The sequence below is a fragment of the Micromonospora sp. WMMD882 genome (assembly GCF_027497255.1).
Classification (GTDB): domain Bacteria; phylum Actinomycetota; class Actinomycetes; order Mycobacteriales; family Micromonosporaceae; genus Micromonospora.
Genome location: NZ_CP114903.1, coordinates 4,204,063 through 4,224,043 on the forward strand (window position 1 = coordinate 4,204,063; position 19,981 = coordinate 4,224,043).

Genomic DNA, 19,981 nt, shown 5'->3' on the forward strand with positions numbered 1-19,981 from the left:
GTCATCCCGCGGCGCGGTCCGGCCAGATGCGGGCGGCCAGGCCCTGCGGGGTGGGGTCGAGCAGGAACGCGCGCATCGGCACGGTCACGTCGAAGCGTCGCTTCACCTGGGAGACCAGCGCGGCGGCGAGCAGCGAGTGGCCTCCGACGGCGAAGAAGTTGGTGGTCATGTCCAGCTCCGGGGTCTCCAGCAGCTCCCGCCAGATCGCCAGCAGCTCCGCCTCCGGCGCGCCTGGTTCCGGCCCGGTCGCGTCCTGCGCGACCGGCTCCGGGACGACCGGCCCCAGCGCGGCCGGCGGCGGCGCGGCCGAGTCCGGCGCGGCCGGTGGCGGGGCGGTGGTGGTGGACCAGGTCGCCCGCAGGGCCCGCCGGTCCACCTTGCCGCCGATCGTCACCGGCAGCGCGGCGACCAGGGACACGCTGGACGGCACCATGTGCTCGGGCAGCACGGCCCGCAGCGAGGCCCGCAGGGCGTGCGGGTCGAGGTCCACCGTCCCGTCGGCCGTCACGAAGGCGACCAGCACGGTCTCCCCGGCGGACGTGGTGACGTCCACCGCCGCGGCCTGCGCCACCCCCGGCGACGCGACGACGGCGGCCTCCACGTCGCCCAGCTCGACACGCTTGCTGCGGATCTTCACCTGCCCGTCGAGCCGGCCCAGGAAGATCAGCTCGCCGTCGACCAGCCGGACCCGGTCGCCGGTGCGGTACCGGCGCGCGCCCGGCTGGTCCGGGTCGGGCAGGAAACGCTCGGCGGTACGCCGGGGATCGTTCTCGTACCCCCGGCCGACCTGCCGCCCGCCCAGGTACAGCTCACCGGTCGCCCCCGCCGGGACCGGGTGGTCGTGGGCGTCGAGGACGACCGCGCGGGTGCCGTCGGCGGGCCGGCCGATCGGGATGCGGGTTGGCCAGTCCCGGGCGGAGCGGGGCAGCACGTACCCGGTCACGCCGTGCGTCTCGGCCGGACCGTAGTGGTTCCAGATGGTCAGGTTCGGCAGCTCGGCCGTCCACCGGTCCAGCACCCCCGGGTGCAACTGCTCCCCGGCCACCACGGCGAGGCGCAGGTCCGCCGGGCGCAGCCCGTGGTCCAGGCACGCCTGGGCGAGCGGGTGGACGGCCGCGGTCGGCAGCACCAGCTCGTCGATGCGCTCGTCCGCCACGTAGCGCGCCAACGCCACGAAGTCGTCGCGGACCTCGTCGGCCGGCACGCACACCGCCCCGCCCGCCGACAGGGTGTAGAAGATCTCCTGTAGGGACGGGTCGAAGCTCAGGCTGGTGTACTGCAACACCCGGCGGCCGACCGGCAGGTGCTGGTCGTACCAGGCGAACAGGGCGCGCACGGTGGCGTGGTCCAGCAGGATGCCCTTCGGCACGCCGCTGCTGCCGGACGTGAACGTGGCGTAGCACGCGGCCCGGGGCGGGACGTCCACGGAGAGCTCCGGCACGTCGGCGGCGATCATCCGGTCGATCCCGTCGCCGGTCACGACCGGCCAGCCCGTCGGCGCGCCGTCCGCGGTCTCGGTGACCACCAGGGCGGGTCGGACCACGTCCAGCGTGCGCGCCATCCGCGCGGGCGGCAGGTCGGCGTCGACGGGGGCCATCGCGCCGCCCGCCTTGAGCACGGCCAGCATGGTCACCACGGCCCGCGCCGAGCGGTCCAGGGCGATCACCACGCGGCTCTCCGGGCCGACCCCGTGCGCGCGCAGACCGGTGGCGAGCCGGCCGGCGGCCCGGTCCAACTCCGCGTAGTCGAGCCGGCCGTCGTGCGCCTCCACGGCGGGCGCGTGCGGCGCCCGGGCGGCCTGCGCCTCGACCATCCGGTGCACGGCCAGGTACGGCAGCGGCCGGACCGGGCGACGGGCCGGGTCCCGCGGGTCCCCGAGTGGAATGCCGGACAGCGGCCGGTCCGGTTCGGCGAGCGCCCGGACTGCCCGGCGCACCGCCCCGGCCAGCGCGCCCAGCAGCGCCTCGTCGAAACGGCTCGCGTCGCCGACGACCTGGAGGGTGAGGCCGTCGTCGTCCCGGACGTCGAACTCCAGGCCGGCCCGGGTCACCGTCGGACGTACCGTCCGCCGCCGCACCGACGCGCCGGCCAGCCGCAACGGGCGGTCCGGGGCGTTCTGGTACGTGAACATCAGCGCGAAGGGCTGCCCGACGCCGGCCGACCGGGTCTCCACCACGTCCTGGATCGGCACGTCCTGGTGGTCGAGCGCCTCGGTCAGCCGGGACGTGAGCGTCGTGAGGCAGTCCGCGACGGTGGCGTTCCCGTCGACGTCCAGCGGCAGCAGCAGGGTGTTCGAGTAGTAGCCGACGCTGTGGTCGTCGCGGGTCTCGGTACGCCCGGCCACCGGCACCGCGACCACGTCGTACCCGGGGTCGGCCAGCCGGCGGACGACCAGGCCGACGGCCGCCAGGAGCACCGCGAACGGGGTGGTCCCGGCACGGGCGGCGATCGCGGCGACCTCGTCGCGCAGTCCCGGCTCGCCGGGCAGGTCGACCACCACCGCCGGTCGGCCCGCCTCGCCGAGATCACCGCGCGGCGTGCGCTCGCCGAGCAGGTCGCGCAGCGCCACGGCCGACAGCTTCGCCTCGGTGGTGTGCCGCCGCGCGACGGACTCCGCCGCGAACCAGCGGTACGGCCGCGCCGTCGGCAGCGCCCCGCCGAAGTGGCCGCCGCCGGCCGTCCCGCCGAAGTGGCCGCCGCCGGCCGTCCCGCCGAAGTGGCCGCCGCCGGCCGTCCCGCCGAAGTGGCCGTCGGCGGTCGCCTCGGCGTAGTGCCGGCCCAGCTCGTGCCGGAGCAGGCCGGCGGACCAGCCGTCGACGGCCGCGTGGTGCGCGGTGAGCAGCAGCAGGTGCCGGTCGTCGCCGACGCTGAGCACGCTGAGCCGCAGCATCGGGTCGCCGGCCGGGTCGAAGCACTCGGCCAGCCGGGCGGTGACGAACTCCTCCTCCTGCCGGGGCAGCGCGTCGTCGGCTGCGTAGACCCGCAGGTCGACCTCTGCCGGGGACATCGGCCGCACCCGTTGGCGGAGTCCGTCCTCGGTGAGCAGCAGGCAGGTGTGCAGCGCCTCGTGCCGGGCCATGACCCGGGTCAGCGCGGCGCGCAGCGCGGCCAGGCTCAGCGGTCCGCGTACCTCGTGCAGGTCGGCCACGGTGAAGGCCGCCTTGTCGGGCAGGGCGTGGTGCAGGTACCAGAGCCGTTCCTGCCCCGGGGACATGGCGTCGCCGGGCGCCCCGGTCGGGGTGGGCGTCGCCCCGGTCGGGGTGGGCGTCGCCTCGCCGCTCTGGGGCGTGCCGGCCGCCAGCGCGGCGGCCATCCCCTCGACGGTGGGGTCGGCGAGCAGGTGCTCACCGCGTACCAGGAGGCCCGACTCGGCGGCGAGCCGGGCGCGGAGCCGCTGGAGCCCGAGCGACGTCCCGCCGACGTCGAACCACGAGCCGTCGAGGCTGTCGACGGGCCGACCGAGCAGCTCCGCCCAGCAGCGGGCGACCAGCGGGGCGAGCTGCGCGCCGACCGGGCCGCCCCGCCCGGCGCGCGGGTCGCCGGCGGGCACGGGAGCGGGCCGGGCCGGAGGCTCGGCCCGGGCGAGCCGGCGCAGCTCGGCGGTGTCCCGCTTGCCCGACGAGGTCAGCGGCAGGGCGGGCAGCGGGTGGACCCGCTGCGGCACGGCCGCCGCGGGCAGCTCGGCGGCGAGTCGGCCGAGGCAGTCCCCGACGTCCGCCCGCGCGGGCGTGACGAACGCGACCAGTCGACCGTCGACCGCCAGCGCCGCGGCCTCGACCACCCCGGGCACGTCCCGCAGCACGCTCTCGACCTCGACCAGGTCGACCCGGCTGCCGCCGATCTTGACCTGGTGGTCGACGCGGCCGAGGACCCGGAACCGGTCGGGCCCGGATCGCCGGTGGTCGGGGTCGTCGTCCGGGGCCGGGCGTCGTTCGACGAGGTCACCGCTGGCGAACCGGCGACCGCCGGGCGTCGCCGGGTCGGGCCGGAACGCGGCGGCGGTCTCCCGGGGCCGACCCAGGTAGCCGCGGGTGACCATGGCCCCGCCGATGAGCAGCTCGGCCCGGTCCGCGTCGGGTCCGGTGGCCAGGGTCACGCCGGGCGCGCCCGGGGCCAGCGCCGGCTCGTCGCCGACGCCGAGAAGCTGGTTGCTGACGCACACCGTGGTCTCGGTGGGCCCGTACGCGTTGTAGAACCGCCGGCCGGGGCTCCACCGCCGCACGACCTCCCGCGACGGCGTCTCGCCGCCGGTGACCGCGACCCGCAGCCGGGGCAGCGGCAGCTCCGGCAGCCGCTCCCAGAGCGACGCGGTCAGCTGCGCGAACGTGCACCCGGTCCGGTCCAGGGCGACGCCGAGCGCGGCGGGGTCGTCGGCCAGGTGCGGTTCCAGGTAGCACACCTGCGCGCCGGCCGCGAGGGCCGCCCACGTCTCGGTGAGGCCGACGTCGAAGTGCGGCGGCAGCACCCGGGCGACCCGGTCGTCGGGGCCGAGGCCGTAGGTGGCGAAGACCCGGAGGAACGCGGCGACGTTGCGGTGGGTGACGCCGACCAGCTTGGGCAGCCCGGTGGAGCCCGAGGTGGCGATCACGTGGCTGAGCGCGTCCGGGTGCGGCTCCGGGGCGGTCACCGCCGCGGCGCTGGCCGCGTAGAGGTCGGCGGGGCGGACCTGCCGCCACGGGCCCGCGCCGGCCCGTGGCTCGTCGGTGACGAACACCCGCGCGCCGGCCCGGTCCATCAGCAGCGCCGACCGGCGGTACGGCAGCGCGGGGTCCAGCGGCAGCAGCGTCGCCCCGGCACGCAGCACCGCCAACGACAGCGGCACGTCGGCGGGAGTGCCGGACAGTTCCGCCGCGACCACGGTCTCCGGCCCCGGCACGTACCGCGCGAGGGCGCCGGCCAGCTCCCCGATCCGGTGTTCGAGCGCGGCGAAGGTGAGCGCGGACGACGCGCGCGACTCCCACCGGCAGCCGGTCAGCGTGACCGCGACCGCGTCGGGCCGCCGTCGGGCCGTCTCCCGGATCAGGAGGTCCACTCTGGTCATCGGGGCGACGCCGCCAGCTCACGTCGGATCTCCCCGACGACCGACCGGGCCGGCAGCAGCCGGAAGTCGACGCCACCGGCCAGGTGCACGGTGGCGTGCCGGCGATGGATCTCCAGGTAGAGGCTCAGCGCGGTCTTCGACGCGCCCTGGTCGACCAGCGCCGGCTCGGCCGGACCGGCCGCCGTGTCGAGCGGGCCGGCGGCGGCGAAGCCGGTCGCGGTCACGCTGACCGGCTGCCGGTGGAAGTCACGCGCGTCACCGGCGGCGAGGCTCAGGATCTCCTCCAACGGCACCGTCGCGTGCGCCAGGGCCTCGAACAGCCGGTCCCCCACCTCGCCCACCCCGGCGTCCGCGCCGGGGAAGACGATCGGCACGATGTTCAGGAAGTTGCCCACCACGCGGGCCTGCGCCGGGCCCGGCGTACGGGTGGAGACGGCGACGCCGATCGCGACCCGGTCCAGGCCGAGCAGCCGGCCCACCGCGCGGGCCAACGCCGCGACGACCACGGTGAACGGCGTGACGCCCTCGGCCCGGGCCAGCTCGACGACCCCGTGCCAGTCGGCCGTCGGCACGTCGAACGAGGCCCCGTCCGGCGCGCCGTCGTCCGTGCCGCTCGCGGCCATGCTCCGCAGCGTCGCGCCGAGCTCGCCGGCCCCCGCGCGCCAGAAGGCCAGATGCTCGGCGTACGCGTCGGAGGCGCGCTCCCGCAGCAGCTCCTCGACGTGCGTCCGGTAACCCGGGGCCGGCGGTCCGGGCCGGTCCAGCAGGTCCGCCCAGATGGGCGCGAACGAGTCACCGTCCGCCGCGATGTGGTGCACGACCACCGCCACCCAGTGCCGGTCCGCGCCGACCCGGATCGCGAGCACCCGGACCAGGGGCGGCGTGGCCAGGTCGAACTCCTCGCCGGCGTGCTCGGCGACCAGGGCGGCGGCCTGCTCCTCGCCGTCGGCGGCCAGGACCCGGACCGGTGGCGCTGCCGTCGGCGCCAGCGCGGTGGCGACCAGGTCGCCGTCCGGGCCGAGGGTGTAGGCGGTCCGCAGGGTCGGATGGTTCACCAGCAGCGCGGCCGTGTTCCGGCGCAGCGTGTCGACGTCGACCGGCCGGGGCAGACGGTAGGCCTGCACCATGTTCTGCTCCGCTGGTCGCGGGCTGGCGGCGCTGGAGATCCAGGCGCGGATCTCCGGCCGCGACAGGGGGCGGGACGACATCCGGACTACTCGCCCCTCACGCCTCGGCTGCCGCGCGGACGTGGGCCGCCAGCTCCGTGGGCGCGGCGGCCGTCCGCAGCGTCCCGGCCGGCGCGGGGGCGAGCGAGGCGTCGGTGTACGAGCCGGAGCCGTGCACCACGACCTCGCCGCTGTCGTCGAGCAGCCCCCGGTCGACGGCCAGCATCAGCCCGGTGAACGCCTTGACCAGCGACCACTCGCGCAGCTCCCGTGGGTCGGTGGGCAGCTCGACGTCGACGGTGGCGAGCATCTGGCGCACCCTCGGGTACGCGGTCAGGCACTCGTGCAGCGACACCACGATGCCGCCGCCCCCGTGCCGCGCGACCAGCTCGCCGAAGCCGGCGGCGGTGGCCGGGCGACGGGTGTAGAAGGTCGGGTCGACGGACTCGTCCGGGTGGTGGGTGACGGCCGGGAACGCCGGGTCGCCGTCCTGCCGGTACAGCCCGTCGGGGTCCAGCCGGTACGCCGGCAGCGCGTCCCGGTCGAAGGTCCCCTTCCGCAGGGACAGCACCATGTCCGGCGTGGCGAGCTGCTGCACCAGGAAGTACGCCGGGTGCGACCAGGGCCGGTGGGCGTTCGGGGCGCACCCGCCGTCGGTCAGCACCCGGTGGCCCAGCTCGTACCCCAGCAGACCGAAGGCGCTGGAGACGGAGTGCAGGTGGGTACGCCGGCCGCCGGCCGCCGGTGGCGGCGAGCAGACCTGCTCGACGTACGCGCGGGTGGCGTCGGCGATCCGGTAGTTGTCGAGGTCGAGCGAGTTCCACAGGCGGAACCCGGTGCGGCGGTACACCTCGTCGCCGGTCGTCTCGACCAGTTCCGCCACGAGCCGCTTGACCACGTCGCCCCGGTCGGTGTCCTGCACGACGATCGGGTTGCGTCGGCAGCGCGCCGGGGTGGCGGCGAGCCGGGAGTGGCGCAGCTTGCCCAGGGACGGCCGGGGCACCACGGTCACGATGCGCAGGTGCTCGTCGGTGACCAGGCCGAGGTCCAGCGCGCGGCCTACCGCGTCCCGCAGGGCGGTGCCCTTGTTTCCCGAGGTGGGAGTCACGATCATGATCCGTTCGCCGGTGCGCCGGAGGTGCGCGACGAGCCGGGCGACCATGAGCAGCGACGGGCCGGTCTTGGTGGTGCGGGTCCACGGGTTGCCCATCAGGTCGAGCAGGTGCCACTGGAGGTCCCGGTACCGTCCGCCGGCCCGGAAGGCGACCGCGCCGGCGGCGTAGAACTCGGCCAGGGCCGCGTCGGGGGCGGGTGGGTCGAGCGGCACGTCCGGGCCGTCGTCGCCCCGTTCGGCGCGGACCAGCGCCGCGGCGGCCCGGACGCCCTCGTCGAACTCGACCAGGGGCGCTTCGACGACGCCGACGGTGGCGGGTTCGAGGGGCGACAACGGAACCATGTGCTCACTTCCTTGTCCGCACCCGGCGAGACCGGTCGGCGCGCGGGTGCGACGAGACAGGACGCGGGAAGCACCGCCGGGCAAAAAAGGATCTGCCCGACAATCCCGTGGCCTACCTAAACACCGCCGCATGCGGTTGGCAAGCGGTGGCCGAGCAATTTACAAGTGACACCGTGACGGCCGGACGGACCGATGAGGGCGGGTGGCAGAAGCCTGGTACGGCAAGTATCCTGCCGGCTCCGGCCCAGCCCACGAGGGTCGTCGTCAGTGGTATGCGACGCTTGACATTGAGCGGAGAGAAACGGCTGAACAACTGAAAGTTAACTGTCGCGGCAACTTTTACCGGCAGTTCTCGGCCGTTGACAAAGCGCGACAACGGGCGCGCGCAGGCCCGTTCTTGCGCCAAAGTTCACACGAAGTCGGGCACCACGAAGTCGGGCACGTCGATCGTCGGATGTTCGGCGAGCACGGCGCGGGCCTGGGCGTACTCCTCGTCGCGCAGCCCCGGCGTGCCGGCGAGCCGACGGCTGGCCCGGGACAGCAGGGTGCCCTCCTGGGAGTCGACCGCCAACGTCCGGTACGCCGCCTCGATCCCGTCCGCCGGCAACCCGCAGTACGCCAGCAGCCCGGCCAGCGTCGCCGCCGGGTCGGCGGCCAGGTCCTCGTACCGCACCGGCCGCAGGGGCACGCCGGCCCGCCCCAGGCGCAGGCCGGCGTCCATGACCGAGAGCCAGGTGAGCAGGTACGCCTCGACCGGGGTGGGTGGCCGCTGACGCCGCAGGGCGAAGGGCATCAGCAGCGGGGCCTGGGCGGCGGCGTACCGCAGGAACGTGCGTTGCTCCGCCGGGTCGGGCAGGTGCGGGGTGAAGCCGGCGTGCATCGACTCCAGCCACCGCTCGGCATGCCGGTAGAGGAAGATCGCCCGGGCGTCCGGGAAGACCCGGTGGAACAGGTCGGCGAGCTGGACGCCGCCGGCACGGAACTTGACGGCCAGCGTCCCGGCGCCCCGGCCGAGCAGCCGGACGCAACTGCGGATCAGCTCCGCGACGTCGTCGTCCCGGCCCGGCTGCTCGTACCGCAGCAGGGTGAGCTGGGTGAACACGTCGGGCTCGGAGTAGCCGCGCACGCCGGCCACCGCGCCGAGGGCGTGGCTGACCGCGGTGGAGCCGCAGCGCCCGACCGAGTAGGTGAGGATCAGCCGCGCCGGGTCCGGCGCCTCCCCGGCGAGCCGGTGCAGCGTGTCGAACGGCACGGCGAAGAGCCGCCGCGCGTGCCGGTACTGCGCCAGGTAGAGGAACGGCGCCCGGGTCAGGTCGACCCCCGGCGTGGTCTCGACGAAGTACGCCCGCCGCTCGTCGAGGTCCAGGCAGTGCAGGCTGACGTCCGGGCGGTCCAGCAGGTCCCGCGCCGGCAACTGCCCGTCCGCACGGACCACGAAGTTCTGCGGTACGGCGGGGAAGAACTCGCCCGGGGACACCTTGTCGAGGATCCGCAGCGCCTGCGCGGTCATGCCGTGCCCTCCGTTCGGTCACCGATGCGGCCGGTGAGTTCCCGGGTCCGATCGGCGCGGCCGGGCAGTTCCCGCGTTCGGCCGGAGAGGTCGCGCAGCAGGTCAGCGGCGCGGGCCGCCCCGCCGGCCTGGCGGCTCCGCTCGCCCCAGTACCGGCTGCGCCGCCGGAACCCCTCCTCGGTCAGCAGCCGACGCAGTTTGCCGGCCACCTCGTCCGCGTCCACCCGGGGCGGGTGGTCCAGGGCCAGCCCGACCCCCGCGTCGACCCCCCGGGCGGCGATGTCGTAGCAGTCCAACCAGAACGGGGTGAGCAGCATCGGCTGCCCGAAGTGGACGCCCTCGTGGAAGCCGTTCGCGCCGCCGTGGCAGACGAAGGCCCGTACCCGTGGATGGGCGAGCACGGCCAGTTGGGACGGGATCCACTCCTCGACCCGGACGTTCGCCGGCAGCGGCCCGGTCAGCGCCGCGCGTTGCCGGGCGGGCAGTTTCCACAGCACCCGGTGCTCCGGCCCGAGCCGGCCGAACGCCTCGGCGAACGCGTCGAGCTGGGCGGCGGAGAGGGTGGCCAGGGTGCCCAGGCAGACGTAGACCACGCTGGGCTGCCCGTCCAGCCAGGCGGTCAGCCCGTCGGCCGGCGGCGCCGGCCGGGTCGGCTCGCCGGCCGGCGGGTCGGGCACGATCGCGCCGAGCAGGTGCAGGTGGTCCGGGGCGGGGAACGGGTACTCCAGCCCGAACAGGGTGTAGCCGAACACGGCGACCGCGGCTGCCGCGTACCGGGCGGGGTCGCCGGTCGGGTTGGCCAACCCCTGGGCCCGGCGTCGCCAGGCCGGCCCGGCCACCGCGCGCAGCAGCGCCAGGTGCAGCCGGGCCCGGTACAGGGCGTTCGTCACCTGCTGCCGCCCGGTCAGCCGGCGGGGCAGCCCGGAGGTCGGCGTCGGGTAGCCCCACGGCAGGCGGCTCAGGTAGACGGCGCTGACCGGGTACGGCACGCTCAGCACGTACGGCACGCCCGCGGTGGTCGCCGCGTCGAGCGCGCCGATGTTCATCACGTCGACCACCATCAGCCGGGGAGCGACCCGGTCGATGTGGGCCAGGGTCCGCCGGTAGACCTGCGCGGTGCCGGCGGCCGTCTGCATGGTCCGGGTGAGCGCGGCCAGACCGGCGGTGGTACGCGGTCCCCGGGCCATCGCCGCGTACAGCTCGCCTTCGATCCGCACGGGCTCGTCGGCACCGGGCAGGTAGCGCAGCGGGCTGCCGACGGAGGCCGCTTCGACCCGGGGCCGGGCCTCGGCGTCCACGCTGAACCAGAGGTCGGGCTCTCCCCGGCGGGACATCTCGGCGGCGATGGTCAGCAGCGGGTTGAGCTGCCCGGGGTGGGCCGGGCTGGCGAACATGACCGGTCCAGCTCCGGACGACTCCGCCGCTCCGGGGATGTCGTGCGCCGCGGGCATCCCTGCTGCTCCAGACACGTCGGCTGCTCCAGACACGTCGGCTGCTCCTGACCCGTCGGGTTCCGTCGCCTCGGGCCGGGTCACGGCTTCAGCCGTACCGGCAGGTGGTCGTAGCCCCGGAGCACCCGGGTCGGTCGGCGGCCCGGCGGCCCGGCGAGCGTCAGGTCGGGGTACCGCTCGAACAGGCTGCGCAGGCCGATCTCGCCTTCCAGCCGGGCCAGGCTGGCCCCCAGGCAGTAGTGCGCCCCGCTGGAGAAGGAGAGGTGGTCGCGGGCGTTGCTCCGGGTGACGTCGAAGCGGTCCGGGTCGACGAAGACCGCCGGGTCCCGGTTCGCGCCGCCCAGCATCGGCACCACGACCTCGCCCCGGCGCAGCGGCACCCCGGCCAGCTCGGTGTCGGCCCGGCAGTACCGGGCGGTCGTCTGCACCGGGGAGTCGTGCCGCAGGATCTCCTCCACCGCGTTGGGCCACCGGCCCGGCTCGGCGCGGAGCAGGGCGAGCTGCTCCGGATGGGCCAGCAGCAGCGCCGTGCCGGTGCCGAGGAGGTTCACGGTCGTCTCGAAGCCGGCGGCCATCAGCAGGCCGGCGAGGGCGACCAGCTCGTCCCCGGTCAGCCGCTCGCCGTCGCCGCCCGGACGCACCAGTTGGCTCAGCAGGTCGTCGCCGGGGTCGGCGCGCAGCCGGGCGAAGTGTCCCCGCAGCCAGCCGTCGAGCTGCCGGATGCCGGCCTCGACCCGACGGAACTGGCCGAGCGACAGGCCCAGGTCCAGGGCCGGCGACAGGGCGGCGCCCCACTCCAGGAACTGTCGCCGCATCCCGACCGGCACACCGAGGATCTCCGCGATCATGGTGACCGGCAGCAGGCCGGCGTAGTGGGCGACCAGGTCCACCGGCCCGTCGTCCGGGGCGGCCCGGCCCAGGTCGTCGAGGAGGTCGGCGCAGTGCCGCTCGACCCGGGGCCGCAGCCCCTCGATCGCCCGCGCGGTGAAGACCCGGACCACGAGCCGTCGGTAGCGGGTGTGCCCGGGTGGGTCGGCGACGAGCATCGACGGCGGGTCGATCGGCCCGATCGGCATCCGCAGCCGGCCGAGCCGGCGCAGCACGGTGACCGGGAAGGGGACCGGCACGGTGTCCGGGTGCACGCTGAACGCGTCCCCCCGGAGCACCTCGGTCACCACGTCGTGCCGGGTGGTGCTCCAGTTCAGGCGGCCCCGGACCAGCGCGCCGTCCTGCCGGACCTGACGGTAGAAGGGGTACGGGTCCGCGCGGATCGCCGGGTCGAGGAAGAGGCGGGCCTGCGCGTCGCCCCGGCGGGCGGCGGTGGCGATGCCGAGCCGCAGCAGCCCGTGCCGGGCGGTCCACCGCAGCAGGGTGCCCGGCCCCACCGCCGGCCGCGCCGCCGAGCGGTGCGGGACGTCGTCCCCGGAGCGTCGACCCGTTGCGTCCACCGACACCATTCCCTCTCAGAACCGCTGGTTGGACGGCTTTGCCAGCGCATTGATCAACGTAATCTGGTTGCACCGCGCCACCCGAATTACCACTTATACAGTAGTCGATGAATGTGGCGCAACCACCCAGCTTGCACGGCCACTGGACCCCGGTTTGTCCATATCGATTTCCGCCGATGACAGTGGGTCGCTCTTCGGGTACGCTGACCCCGTGTTATCAGCAGGGGGGACGGCGGCGTAACAAGAAAACGATCCAAAGGGTTGCGCCACCCGCACGTCAGTAACAGGTAGCCGACTTCGCATGACCTCTGCCGTCGCGTGCTCCGTCCGTGGCGGCTGATTTCTACCGCAGCGCCGTCACCTGCGCACTCGGCCGCCAAGGCGATCCTGGATGGTCGCCGGGCGGCCGGACCGGCGCGGGCGGCGAGCAGAAAGGTGACCAACTGATGGAAGCGGGCCGGACGCCGCTAACCACCTATCAATCAGACATCTGGGCAGCAAGTCGTTTATCTCCGGACCTTCCACAGTTTAACGTCTGCGGATACGAACAGTTCGACGGCCCGCTCGACCACGCCCTTCTGCTGGCCTGCGTGGAGCAGGCGATAGATTTGAACGACGCGTTGCGGTTACGTTTCGACGAGAAGAACGGGCAGCCCTACCAATGGGTGGATCCCGAGCCTGCGGCGGTCGAGGTTCACGATTTCAGCAGCGCCCCGGATCCGCGCCGGGCTTGCCATTCCTGGATGGCGCGGGCGTTCTCCCGACCGTTCGACCTGCGTCGCGGCCGGCTGTACCGGCTGGCCCTGCTGCGGGAGAGCGGTTCCGTCACCTACGCGTACCTCAATGCGCACCACCTGGTCACCGACGGCTGGGGCGCCCGGCTGCTGCTGCGCCAGGTCTGCGCCCGCTACGCGGCGGCCGTCACCGGGCAGCCTTCCGCCACCGCCGGCCCGGAGCAGGCCGGCGCCCCCTCGGTGGCGGACGCGGACGCGACGGCGGACCGTGCCCGCTCCTACCTGGAGCTGGCGCGGAAGATGGCCGACTACGCCGGATCCGACCAGCGACGACGCGACGTCGGGCACTTCCGCGCCGCTCTCGCCGGGGTCACCCCGGCGCTGTTCCCCCGCCGGGCCACCGGCGGCTACCGGACCGGCCGGCACAGTTTCCCGCTGCGCCGGGAGCTCGTCGACCGGATCCGGGCCACCGGTCAGTCGCCGTTCACCTTCCTCGCGGCGGCCCTGGCGGTCTACCTGGGCCGGGTGCACCGCGCCGACCGGGTGGTACTCGGCGTGCCGGTGCTCAACCGGAGCACGTACGCGCAGCGGCAGACCGTCGGCCACTTCGCCAACGAGCTGCCGGTGCCGGTCGCGGTCCCCGGCGCCCGCACCATGAGCGAGGTCGCCGCCGAGCTGCGCCGGACCCTGCGCGCGTCACACCCCCACCAGCGGCTGTCCCGGGGTGAGCTGATGCGGGAGGTCGTCCCGCCCGACGGGCCCCGTCAGCTCTACGACGTCACCCTCTCCTGGCTGCGCTGGCCGCAGCCGCTGCCGATCCCCGGCGTCACCCACCGGACGGTGGGCGCGAGCCGGGTGCACGAGCAGGACGCCCTGGCCGTGCTGGTCAACGAGTACGACGACGGCACGCTGACGGTCGACCTCGACTACTCGCTCGACGTGTTCGACGAGGACTTCCCGGTCGAGGCGCTGGGCCGGCACCTGCGCACCCTCGTCGGCAACGCGCTCGACCGGCCCGACGAGCCGCTGGCCCGGATCCCGATGCTCACCGACGCCGAACACGACCAGGTCACCGGGGCGCACGACGGCGACGCCGTGGCCCAACCGGCCGGGGTGACGCTGCACGGTCTGTTCGAGGAGCAGGCGGCCCGCACGCCCGACCGGGTCGCCGTGGTGGTGGACGGCGGCGGGACGCTCAGCTACGCCGACCTCGACGCGCGCGCCAACCAGGTGGCGCAGGCGCTGCGCGCCGACGGCGTCGGCCGGGACGACCGGGTGGCCATCCTGGCCGAACGCGGGCCGGAGCTGCTCGCCGGGATCCTCGGCACGTTGAAGGCGGGCGGGGCGTACGTGCCGGTCGACCCCGACAACCCGCCGGCCCGGATCCGGTACCTGCTCGCCGACAGCGGCGCGAAGGTGCTGCTGACCTCCGGCACGCGCCTCGCGCCGGAGGTCCTGACCGGGGCTTCGCGCGGCCGGACCGGGACCGGCGACCGGGACGCCGTGCCGGGCCCGACCGTGCGCTGCCTCGACACGCTCGGGGCGTGGCCGACCGACCCGGTCGCGCCACTCGCCCGGGCCACCGACCTGGCGTACGTCATCTACACCTCGGGATCGACCGGGCGACCCAAGGGGGTGATGGTCGAGCACCGTTCGGTGGTGAACCGGCTGGCCTGGATGCAGCGCCGGTATCCCCTGGACAGCGCCGACGTGCTGGTGCAGAAGACGCCCGTCACGTTCGACGTGTCGGTGTGGGAGCTGTTCTGGTGGTCGTTCGCGGGCGCCCGGCTCGTCCTGCCCCGCCCCGGCGCGCACCGGGACCCCCGCGCGCTGGCGACCACCATGGCCCGGCACGGCGTCACCGTCGTCCACTTCGTACCGTCGATGTTGGGGCCGTTCCTCGATCTGCTGGCCGGCGCGCCGGACCGGCGGCGGCAGGCCGGCTCGTTGCGGCTGGTCTTCGCCAGCGGTGAGGAGCTGCCCGCCCGCCAGGTCGACCGGTTCCACCGGACCTTCCAGCAGCCACCGTCGACGCCGCCGGCCGGGACCGGGAACGCCGGCCCGGCCGCCGGGCCCCGGCTGGTCAACCTGTACGGGCCGACCGAGGCGACGGTGGACGTCTCGTACCACGAGTGCCACCCCGATCCGGACCGGCCGACCCGGCGGGTGCCGATCGGACGGCCGATCGACAACGTCCGGCTCTACGTGCTGGGCCGCGACGACCAGCCGCAACCGGTGGGCGTGCCCGGTGAGCTCTGCGTCGCCGGGATCGCCGTCGCCCGTGGCTACCTGGGCCACGCCGGCGCCACCAGCGGGGCCGGTGGGGCGGATCCGTCCGCCAGGTTCGGTGTCGACCCGGTGCGGGGCGTCGGCCGGATGTACCGCACCGGAGACCTCGCCCGCCGGCTCGCCGACGGCAGCCTCGAATACCTCGGCCGCCTCGACGGGCAGGTGAAGATCCGGGGCAACCGGGTCGAGCCCGGCGAGGTCCGGCAGGCGCTCGCCGGCCACCCCGGGATCCGGGAGGCGGCGGTCGTCGCCCGCGCCTCCGCCGACCGGGGCGCTTACCTGGTCGGCTACTACGTGGCGGACGAGGAGATCGATCCGGTACGGCTGCGCGGCCACCTGCTGCGGCGCCTGCCGGATTACATGGTGCCCGCCCTGTTCGGTCGGCTGGACCGGCTGCCCCTCACCCCGAACGGCAAACTCGACGTCGCGGCGCTGCCCGCCCCCGGGGCGGAGCAGCGGCCGGCGCAGGAGCAGGAGCCCCGCGACGACGTGGAGCGGACGCTCGCCGAGATCTGGTCACGGGTGCTCGACCTGCCGTCGGTCGGAATCCACCAGGACTACCACGCCATCGGCGGTGACTCGATCCTGGCGTTGCGGGTGCGCGCCGAGGCGGAGCGGCACGGTCTGCGCTTCACCCTCGCCGACCTGGCCGAACGGCCGACCGTCGCGGAGCTGGCGACCCTGGTGCGGCACGCCGCGCCGACCGACCAGCCCACCGTGGACGGCCCGTTCGCGCTGGTCACCCCGCTGGACCGGGCCCGGCTCGGCGACGCCGAGGACGCCAGCCCCGCCACCGCACTCCAGCTCGGGCTCCTCTTCCACAGCAGCGAGCACGAGGCGGCCACCGCCTACCACGACGTGTTCCGCTACTCGGTCCGGATGCCGTGGCACGAGGAGGCGTTCCGCGTCGCGTACGAGCGGCTGGTCGCCCGGCACCCGGGCCTGCGCTCCGCCTTCGACCTGGGGGGTTTCTCCGAGCCGTTGCAGATCGTGCACGCCCGGGTCGCCGGCGGTCTCGACGTCGCCGACCTGCGGGCCCTCGACCCGGCGGCGGCCCGCGCCGAGGTGCTGGCGCACATGCGTCAGCGCCGCCACCACCGGTACGCCTTCGACCGGCCGCCGCTGTTCCTGTTCCGGGCGCACCTGCTCCCGTCCGGCGTGGTCGACCTGGTGTTCAGCTTCCACCACGTGCTCCTGGACGGCTGGAGCGTGGCGACCGTCGTCGGTGACCTGTTCCGCGACTACCTGCACCTGGTCGGCGCGGGCATCGAGGCGGTCGTCGAGACGGCGCTGCCCGGCCCGGCCGCGTACGCCGGGGCGGAACGCCAGGCGCTCGCCTCGGAGCCGGACCGGCGGTTCTGGGCCGACCGGCTCGCCGGCGCCGAACTCACCCAGCTCGACGGCTTCCGGCAGTACGAGCCGCCGGGCGGCGACGAGTCGCCGTCGCACCAGGTCCCCGTGCCGGCGGGGTTGGAGCAGCGGGTACGCGCCTTCGCCCAGGCGCACCGGCTGCCGGTGAAGTCGGTGTACCTCGCCGCCTACCTGCTGACGCTGCGGCTGTACTCGGGCGTCACGGACGTGACCGCCGGGCTGGTCACGCACGGTCGCCCGGAGCGGGCCGGGGCGGAGCGGACGGCCGGGCTCTTCCTCAACACGGTGCCGGTGCGGCTCGGGCCCGGGGCCGGGTCCTGGCTGGCGGCGGTCCGTCAGGCGCACCGGCAGGAGCAGGAGTGCCAGCCGTACCGGCGTTACCCGCTGCACGCCATGCAACAGGACCGGGGCGGCGGGCCGGTGTTCGAGCTGGCCTTCAACTACGTGCACATGCACGTCCTCGCGCCGCTGCTCGACCTGCCCACGATCGAGCCGCTCGGCTTCGACGCCTGGGAGGAGACCAACTTCACGCTGCTGCTGAACGTGTTCGTCCATCCGGCGGAGCAGCGCGTCTCGTTGCGTGTCGACGCGGACCGCCGACGGATCACCCGGGCGCAGTCGGAGCTGATCGCCGACACGTACCTGCGGATCCTCGCCCGGATCACCGACCAGCCGGACGCCCCGCCGGACTTCGACTTCCTCGCCGGCCCGGTCCTGGTCGGCCCGGCTCTGGTCGGCCCGCCGACGACCGGGCAGACGACCGCCGGCCCGCCGACGACCGGCCCGGTGACGACCGCCGGGCAGGGGACGGTCGGGGCGCGCAGTGACGTCGTCCGTCGGCTCGCCGGGCACGTGCGACGGACCCCGGACGCCGTCGCGGTCGCCGCCGGTGACCGGCGGTGGACGTACGCGCGGTTCCAGCACGAGGTCAACCGGATCGCCTACGCGCTGGTCCGGGCCTGGGTCCGACCGGGCGACCTGGTCGGGGTCGCGGTGGGCCGCTCCCCCGAGATGATCGCCTCGATCTACGGCATCGCCCGCGCCGGCGCGGCCTGCGTGCCGCTGGACGTGACCTACCCGCCGGAGCGGATCGCGGCGATGCTCGACCAGGCGCGACCGGTCCGGGTCGTCACCGACCGGCGGCACGCCGGGCTGGTCGGCGAGCCGGCGCTCACCCTCGTCGTGGAGGACCTGGGCGACGTCGCGCCGGCGCCGCTGCCCACGATCCGCCCGGACGACCTGCTCTACGTGCTCTTCACCTCCGGCTCCACCGGCGTGCCGAAGGGGGTGGCGATGACCCACGCCGCCCTCGACAACTACCAGGAATGGCAGGTCGCGGCGGTCAGCGGGGCGGCCGGGGGCGTCACCCTCCAGTTCGCGCCGCTCAGCTTCGACGTGTCGTTCCAGGAGATCTACACCACGATCAGCGCCGGCGGCGCTCTCCAGATCGTCGAGGAGCGGCAGCGGCGGGACCCCTCGGCGCTGCTGCGGCTGCTCGACCGGGAACGCGTCGAGCGGGTCTTCCTGCCGTACGTGGCGCTCCAGCAGCTCGCCGAGACCGCGGTGACGCTCGGCATCCACCCCCGCGCGCTGCGGGTGGTGATCTCCTCGGGCGAGCAGCTCCGGGTGACCGCCGAGATCCGCCGGTTCGTCGCCGCCCTGCCGGCCGGCGCGGTACTGGAGAACCAGTACGGGCCGACCGAGACCCACCTGGTCACCGCGTACCCGATGGCCGGCGACCCGGAACGTTTCCCGAACCTGCCGCCGATCGGGCCGGGCATCCCCGGGGTCGACACGTACCTGCTGGACGACCGGTTGCGTCCGGTGCCGACCGGGGTCGTCGGGGAGCTGTACTTCGGCGGCGTCCAGGTGGCGCGGGGCTACCACCGGCAGCCCGTACTGACCAGCCAACGCTTCGTGCCCAACCCGTTCGGCCCGCCCGGCGACCGGATCTACCGCACCGGGGACCTGGCCCGGGTGCTGCCCAACGGCGACCTGGTCTGGCTCGCGCGCACCGACACCCAGGCCAAGATCCGGGGCTTCCGGGTGGAGCCGCTCGAAGCCGAGATAGCGATCATGAAACTGGTCGCGGCGCATCCGGGCCTGCGTGAGGCCGCGGTCGTGGTACGACGGCGGGACGACGTGGACGCCTTCCTGGCCGCGTTCCTCGTCGGCGACCCGGACCGGGTCGACCTGACCGCCCTGCGCCGCCGGCTCCGGGAGACGCTGCCCGAGCACCTGGTCCCCACCCGGTTCCACTGGCTGCCGCAGATGCCGCTGACCCCGAGCGGCAAACGCGACGACCGCCGCCTGCGTGAGCTGCCGTTGGGCGTGGAGGCCACCCGGCCGGTGACGCCCCGCAACCGGTACGAACACGTCCTCGCGGAGATCATCGCCGAGCTGCTGCACCTGCCGCAGGTCGGCGTCGACCACGACCTGTTCGAGCTGGGGGCCACCTCGCTCACCGCGATGCGCCTGGTCACGCTCATCGAGAAACGGTACGGCGTCGCCGTGCCGGTCACCGCGTTCGTCACCGCCCCGACCGTGTCCAGCCTCGCCGAGCTGCTGCGCGCGGGCGGCGCGGACCCGGCCTCGTTCGACCCGCTGGTGCCGATCCGCGCCAGCGGGGACCGACCGCCGCTGTTCCTGGTGCACCCGATCGGCGGCAACGTGCTGTGTTACCTCCCGCTCGCCCGGCACCTGCCCCGGGACCAGCCGGTCTACGCGCTCCAGGCGGCCGGTGTCGACGCCGGGACCGAGCCGAAGCGGTCCGTGCCGGAGCTGGCGGCCAGCTACCTCCAGGCGATCCGCCGGGTCCAGCCGCACGGCCCGTACGCGATCGGCGGTTGGTCGTTCGGCGGCATGGTGGCCTTCGAGATGGCCCGGCAGCTCGACCACGCGGCCCGGCAGCTCGACCCCCTGGCCCGGGGAGCCGACCGGTTGATCCTCATCGACCCGATCGCCAGGCGTCCCGGCGATCCGGCCCCGGTCGCCGACGACCTCCTGCTCGACTGGTTCTTCTGGGAGCTGATCCCGCTCGACCAGGACCGGCCGACGCTGGAGCCGATCCCGGCGAGCCTGACGTCCCATCAGGAACGGCTGGACTTCGTCGCCCGCCGGGCCGGCGCGGCCGGGGTGCTGCGCCCGGACGAGTCGCGGACGGCGGTCCGCCGGCTGTTCGAGGTGTTCAGGGCCAACTGGGAGGCGATCGTCACCTACCGGCCCGACGTCGTCGACCTGGACCTCACCCTGCTGCGGGCCGCCGACCCGCTGCCGTCCCTGCTCAGGCCGATGCACGACCTCGCCGGGACCCAGCACCTCGACCCGTGCAACGGGTGGGCCGGGCTCACCACCGGCCGGATCGACGTGTTCGACGTGCCCGGCGACCATCTCGCCCTGATGGACCCGCCGCACGTGGTGGAGGTGGCCCGCCGGATCACCGGGCTGCTGGCCGGCTCGTCCGCCCCGACGGCCGGTCGGGCCGGCGCCGACCCGGTGGGCGGTGGCCGGTGACG

The 19,981-nt window shown here is 74.9% G+C and carries 7 protein-coding genes; 1 reads left to right on the forward strand and 6 read right to left on the reverse strand.

The genetic code is table 11. The annotated features are described in order from the left end of the window. Position 1 precedes the first annotated feature (1 nt). The 6 genes from O7606_RS17700 to O7606_RS17725 all read right to left on the reverse strand — a co-directional run bounded on the left by O7606_RS17700 (position 2) and on the right by O7606_RS17725 (position 12,072). On the reverse strand, positions 2-5,041 hold the full coding sequence (locus O7606_RS17700) for a non-ribosomal peptide synthetase (protein ID WP_281595136.1): 5,040 nt from the start codon (positions 5,039-5,041) through the stop codon (positions 2-4). Continuing rightward, positions 5,038-6,249 (reverse strand): condensation domain-containing protein, encoded by a 1,212-nt coding sequence (locus tag O7606_RS17705; protein ID WP_281595137.1) that lies wholly within the window; start codon positions 6,247-6,249, stop codon positions 5,038-5,040. The genes O7606_RS17700 and O7606_RS17705 overlap by 4 nt, the downstream gene beginning before the upstream one ends. Before the next feature lie 16 nt (positions 6,250-6,265). Further along, complete coding sequence (locus tag O7606_RS17710) at positions 6,266-7,663, reverse strand: DUF6002 family protein (protein ID WP_281595138.1); 1,398 nt, start codon at positions 7,661-7,663, stop codon at positions 6,266-6,268. A 409-nt stretch (positions 7,664-8,072) separates the two neighbouring features. Then, complete coding sequence (locus O7606_RS17715; protein ID WP_281595139.1) at positions 8,073-9,173, reverse strand: sulfotransferase; 1,101 nt, start codon at positions 9,171-9,173, stop codon at positions 8,073-8,075. Then, positions 9,170-10,567: a glycosyltransferase gene (locus O7606_RS17720; RefSeq protein ID WP_281595140.1), complete on the reverse strand. Its 1,398-nt coding sequence runs from the start codon at positions 10,565-10,567 to the stop codon at positions 9,170-9,172. Before O7606_RS17720 ends, O7606_RS17715 begins: the two co-directional genes overlap by 4 nt. A 137-nt stretch (positions 10,568-10,704) precedes the next feature. After that, positions 10,705-12,072 carry a cytochrome P450 gene (locus O7606_RS17725; RefSeq protein ID WP_281595141.1) on the reverse strand — a complete coding sequence of 456 codons (1,368 nt, stop codon included), beginning with the start codon at positions 12,070-12,072 and terminating at the stop codon, positions 10,705-10,707. A gap of 446 nt (positions 12,073-12,518) precedes the next feature. Between O7606_RS17725 and O7606_RS17730 the strand changes: the two genes are divergently transcribed. Further along, positions 12,519-19,979 (forward strand): non-ribosomal peptide synthetase, encoded by a 7,461-nt coding sequence (locus tag O7606_RS17730; RefSeq protein ID WP_281599739.1) that lies wholly within the window; start codon positions 12,519-12,521, stop codon positions 19,977-19,979. Positions 19,980-19,981: the final 2 nt, after the last annotated feature.

Excerpts from the sequence above, each read along its gene's own strand:
- O7606_RS17720 (WP_281595140.1), bottom strand. The coding sequence starts at position 10,567 with ATGTTCGCCAGCCCGGCCCACCCCGGGCAGCTCAACCCGCTGCTGACC.
- O7606_RS17705 (WP_281595137.1), bottom strand. The coding sequence starts at position 6,249 with ATGTCGTCCCGCCCCCTGTCGCGGCCGGAGATCCGCGCCTGGATCTCC.
- O7606_RS17715 (WP_281595139.1), bottom strand. The coding sequence starts at position 9,173 with ATGACCGCGCAGGCGCTGCGGATCCTCGACAAGGTGTCCCCGGGCGAG.
- O7606_RS17700 (WP_281595136.1), bottom strand. The coding sequence starts at position 5,041 with ATGACCAGAGTGGACCTCCTGATCCGGGAGACGGCCCGACGGCGGCCC.
- O7606_RS17730 (WP_281599739.1), top strand. The coding sequence starts at position 12,519 with ATGGAAGCGGGCCGGACGCCGCTAACCACCTATCAATCAGACATCTGG.
- O7606_RS17710 (WP_281595138.1), bottom strand. The coding sequence starts at position 7,663 with ATGGTTCCGTTGTCGCCCCTCGAACCCGCCACCGTCGGCGTCGTCGAA.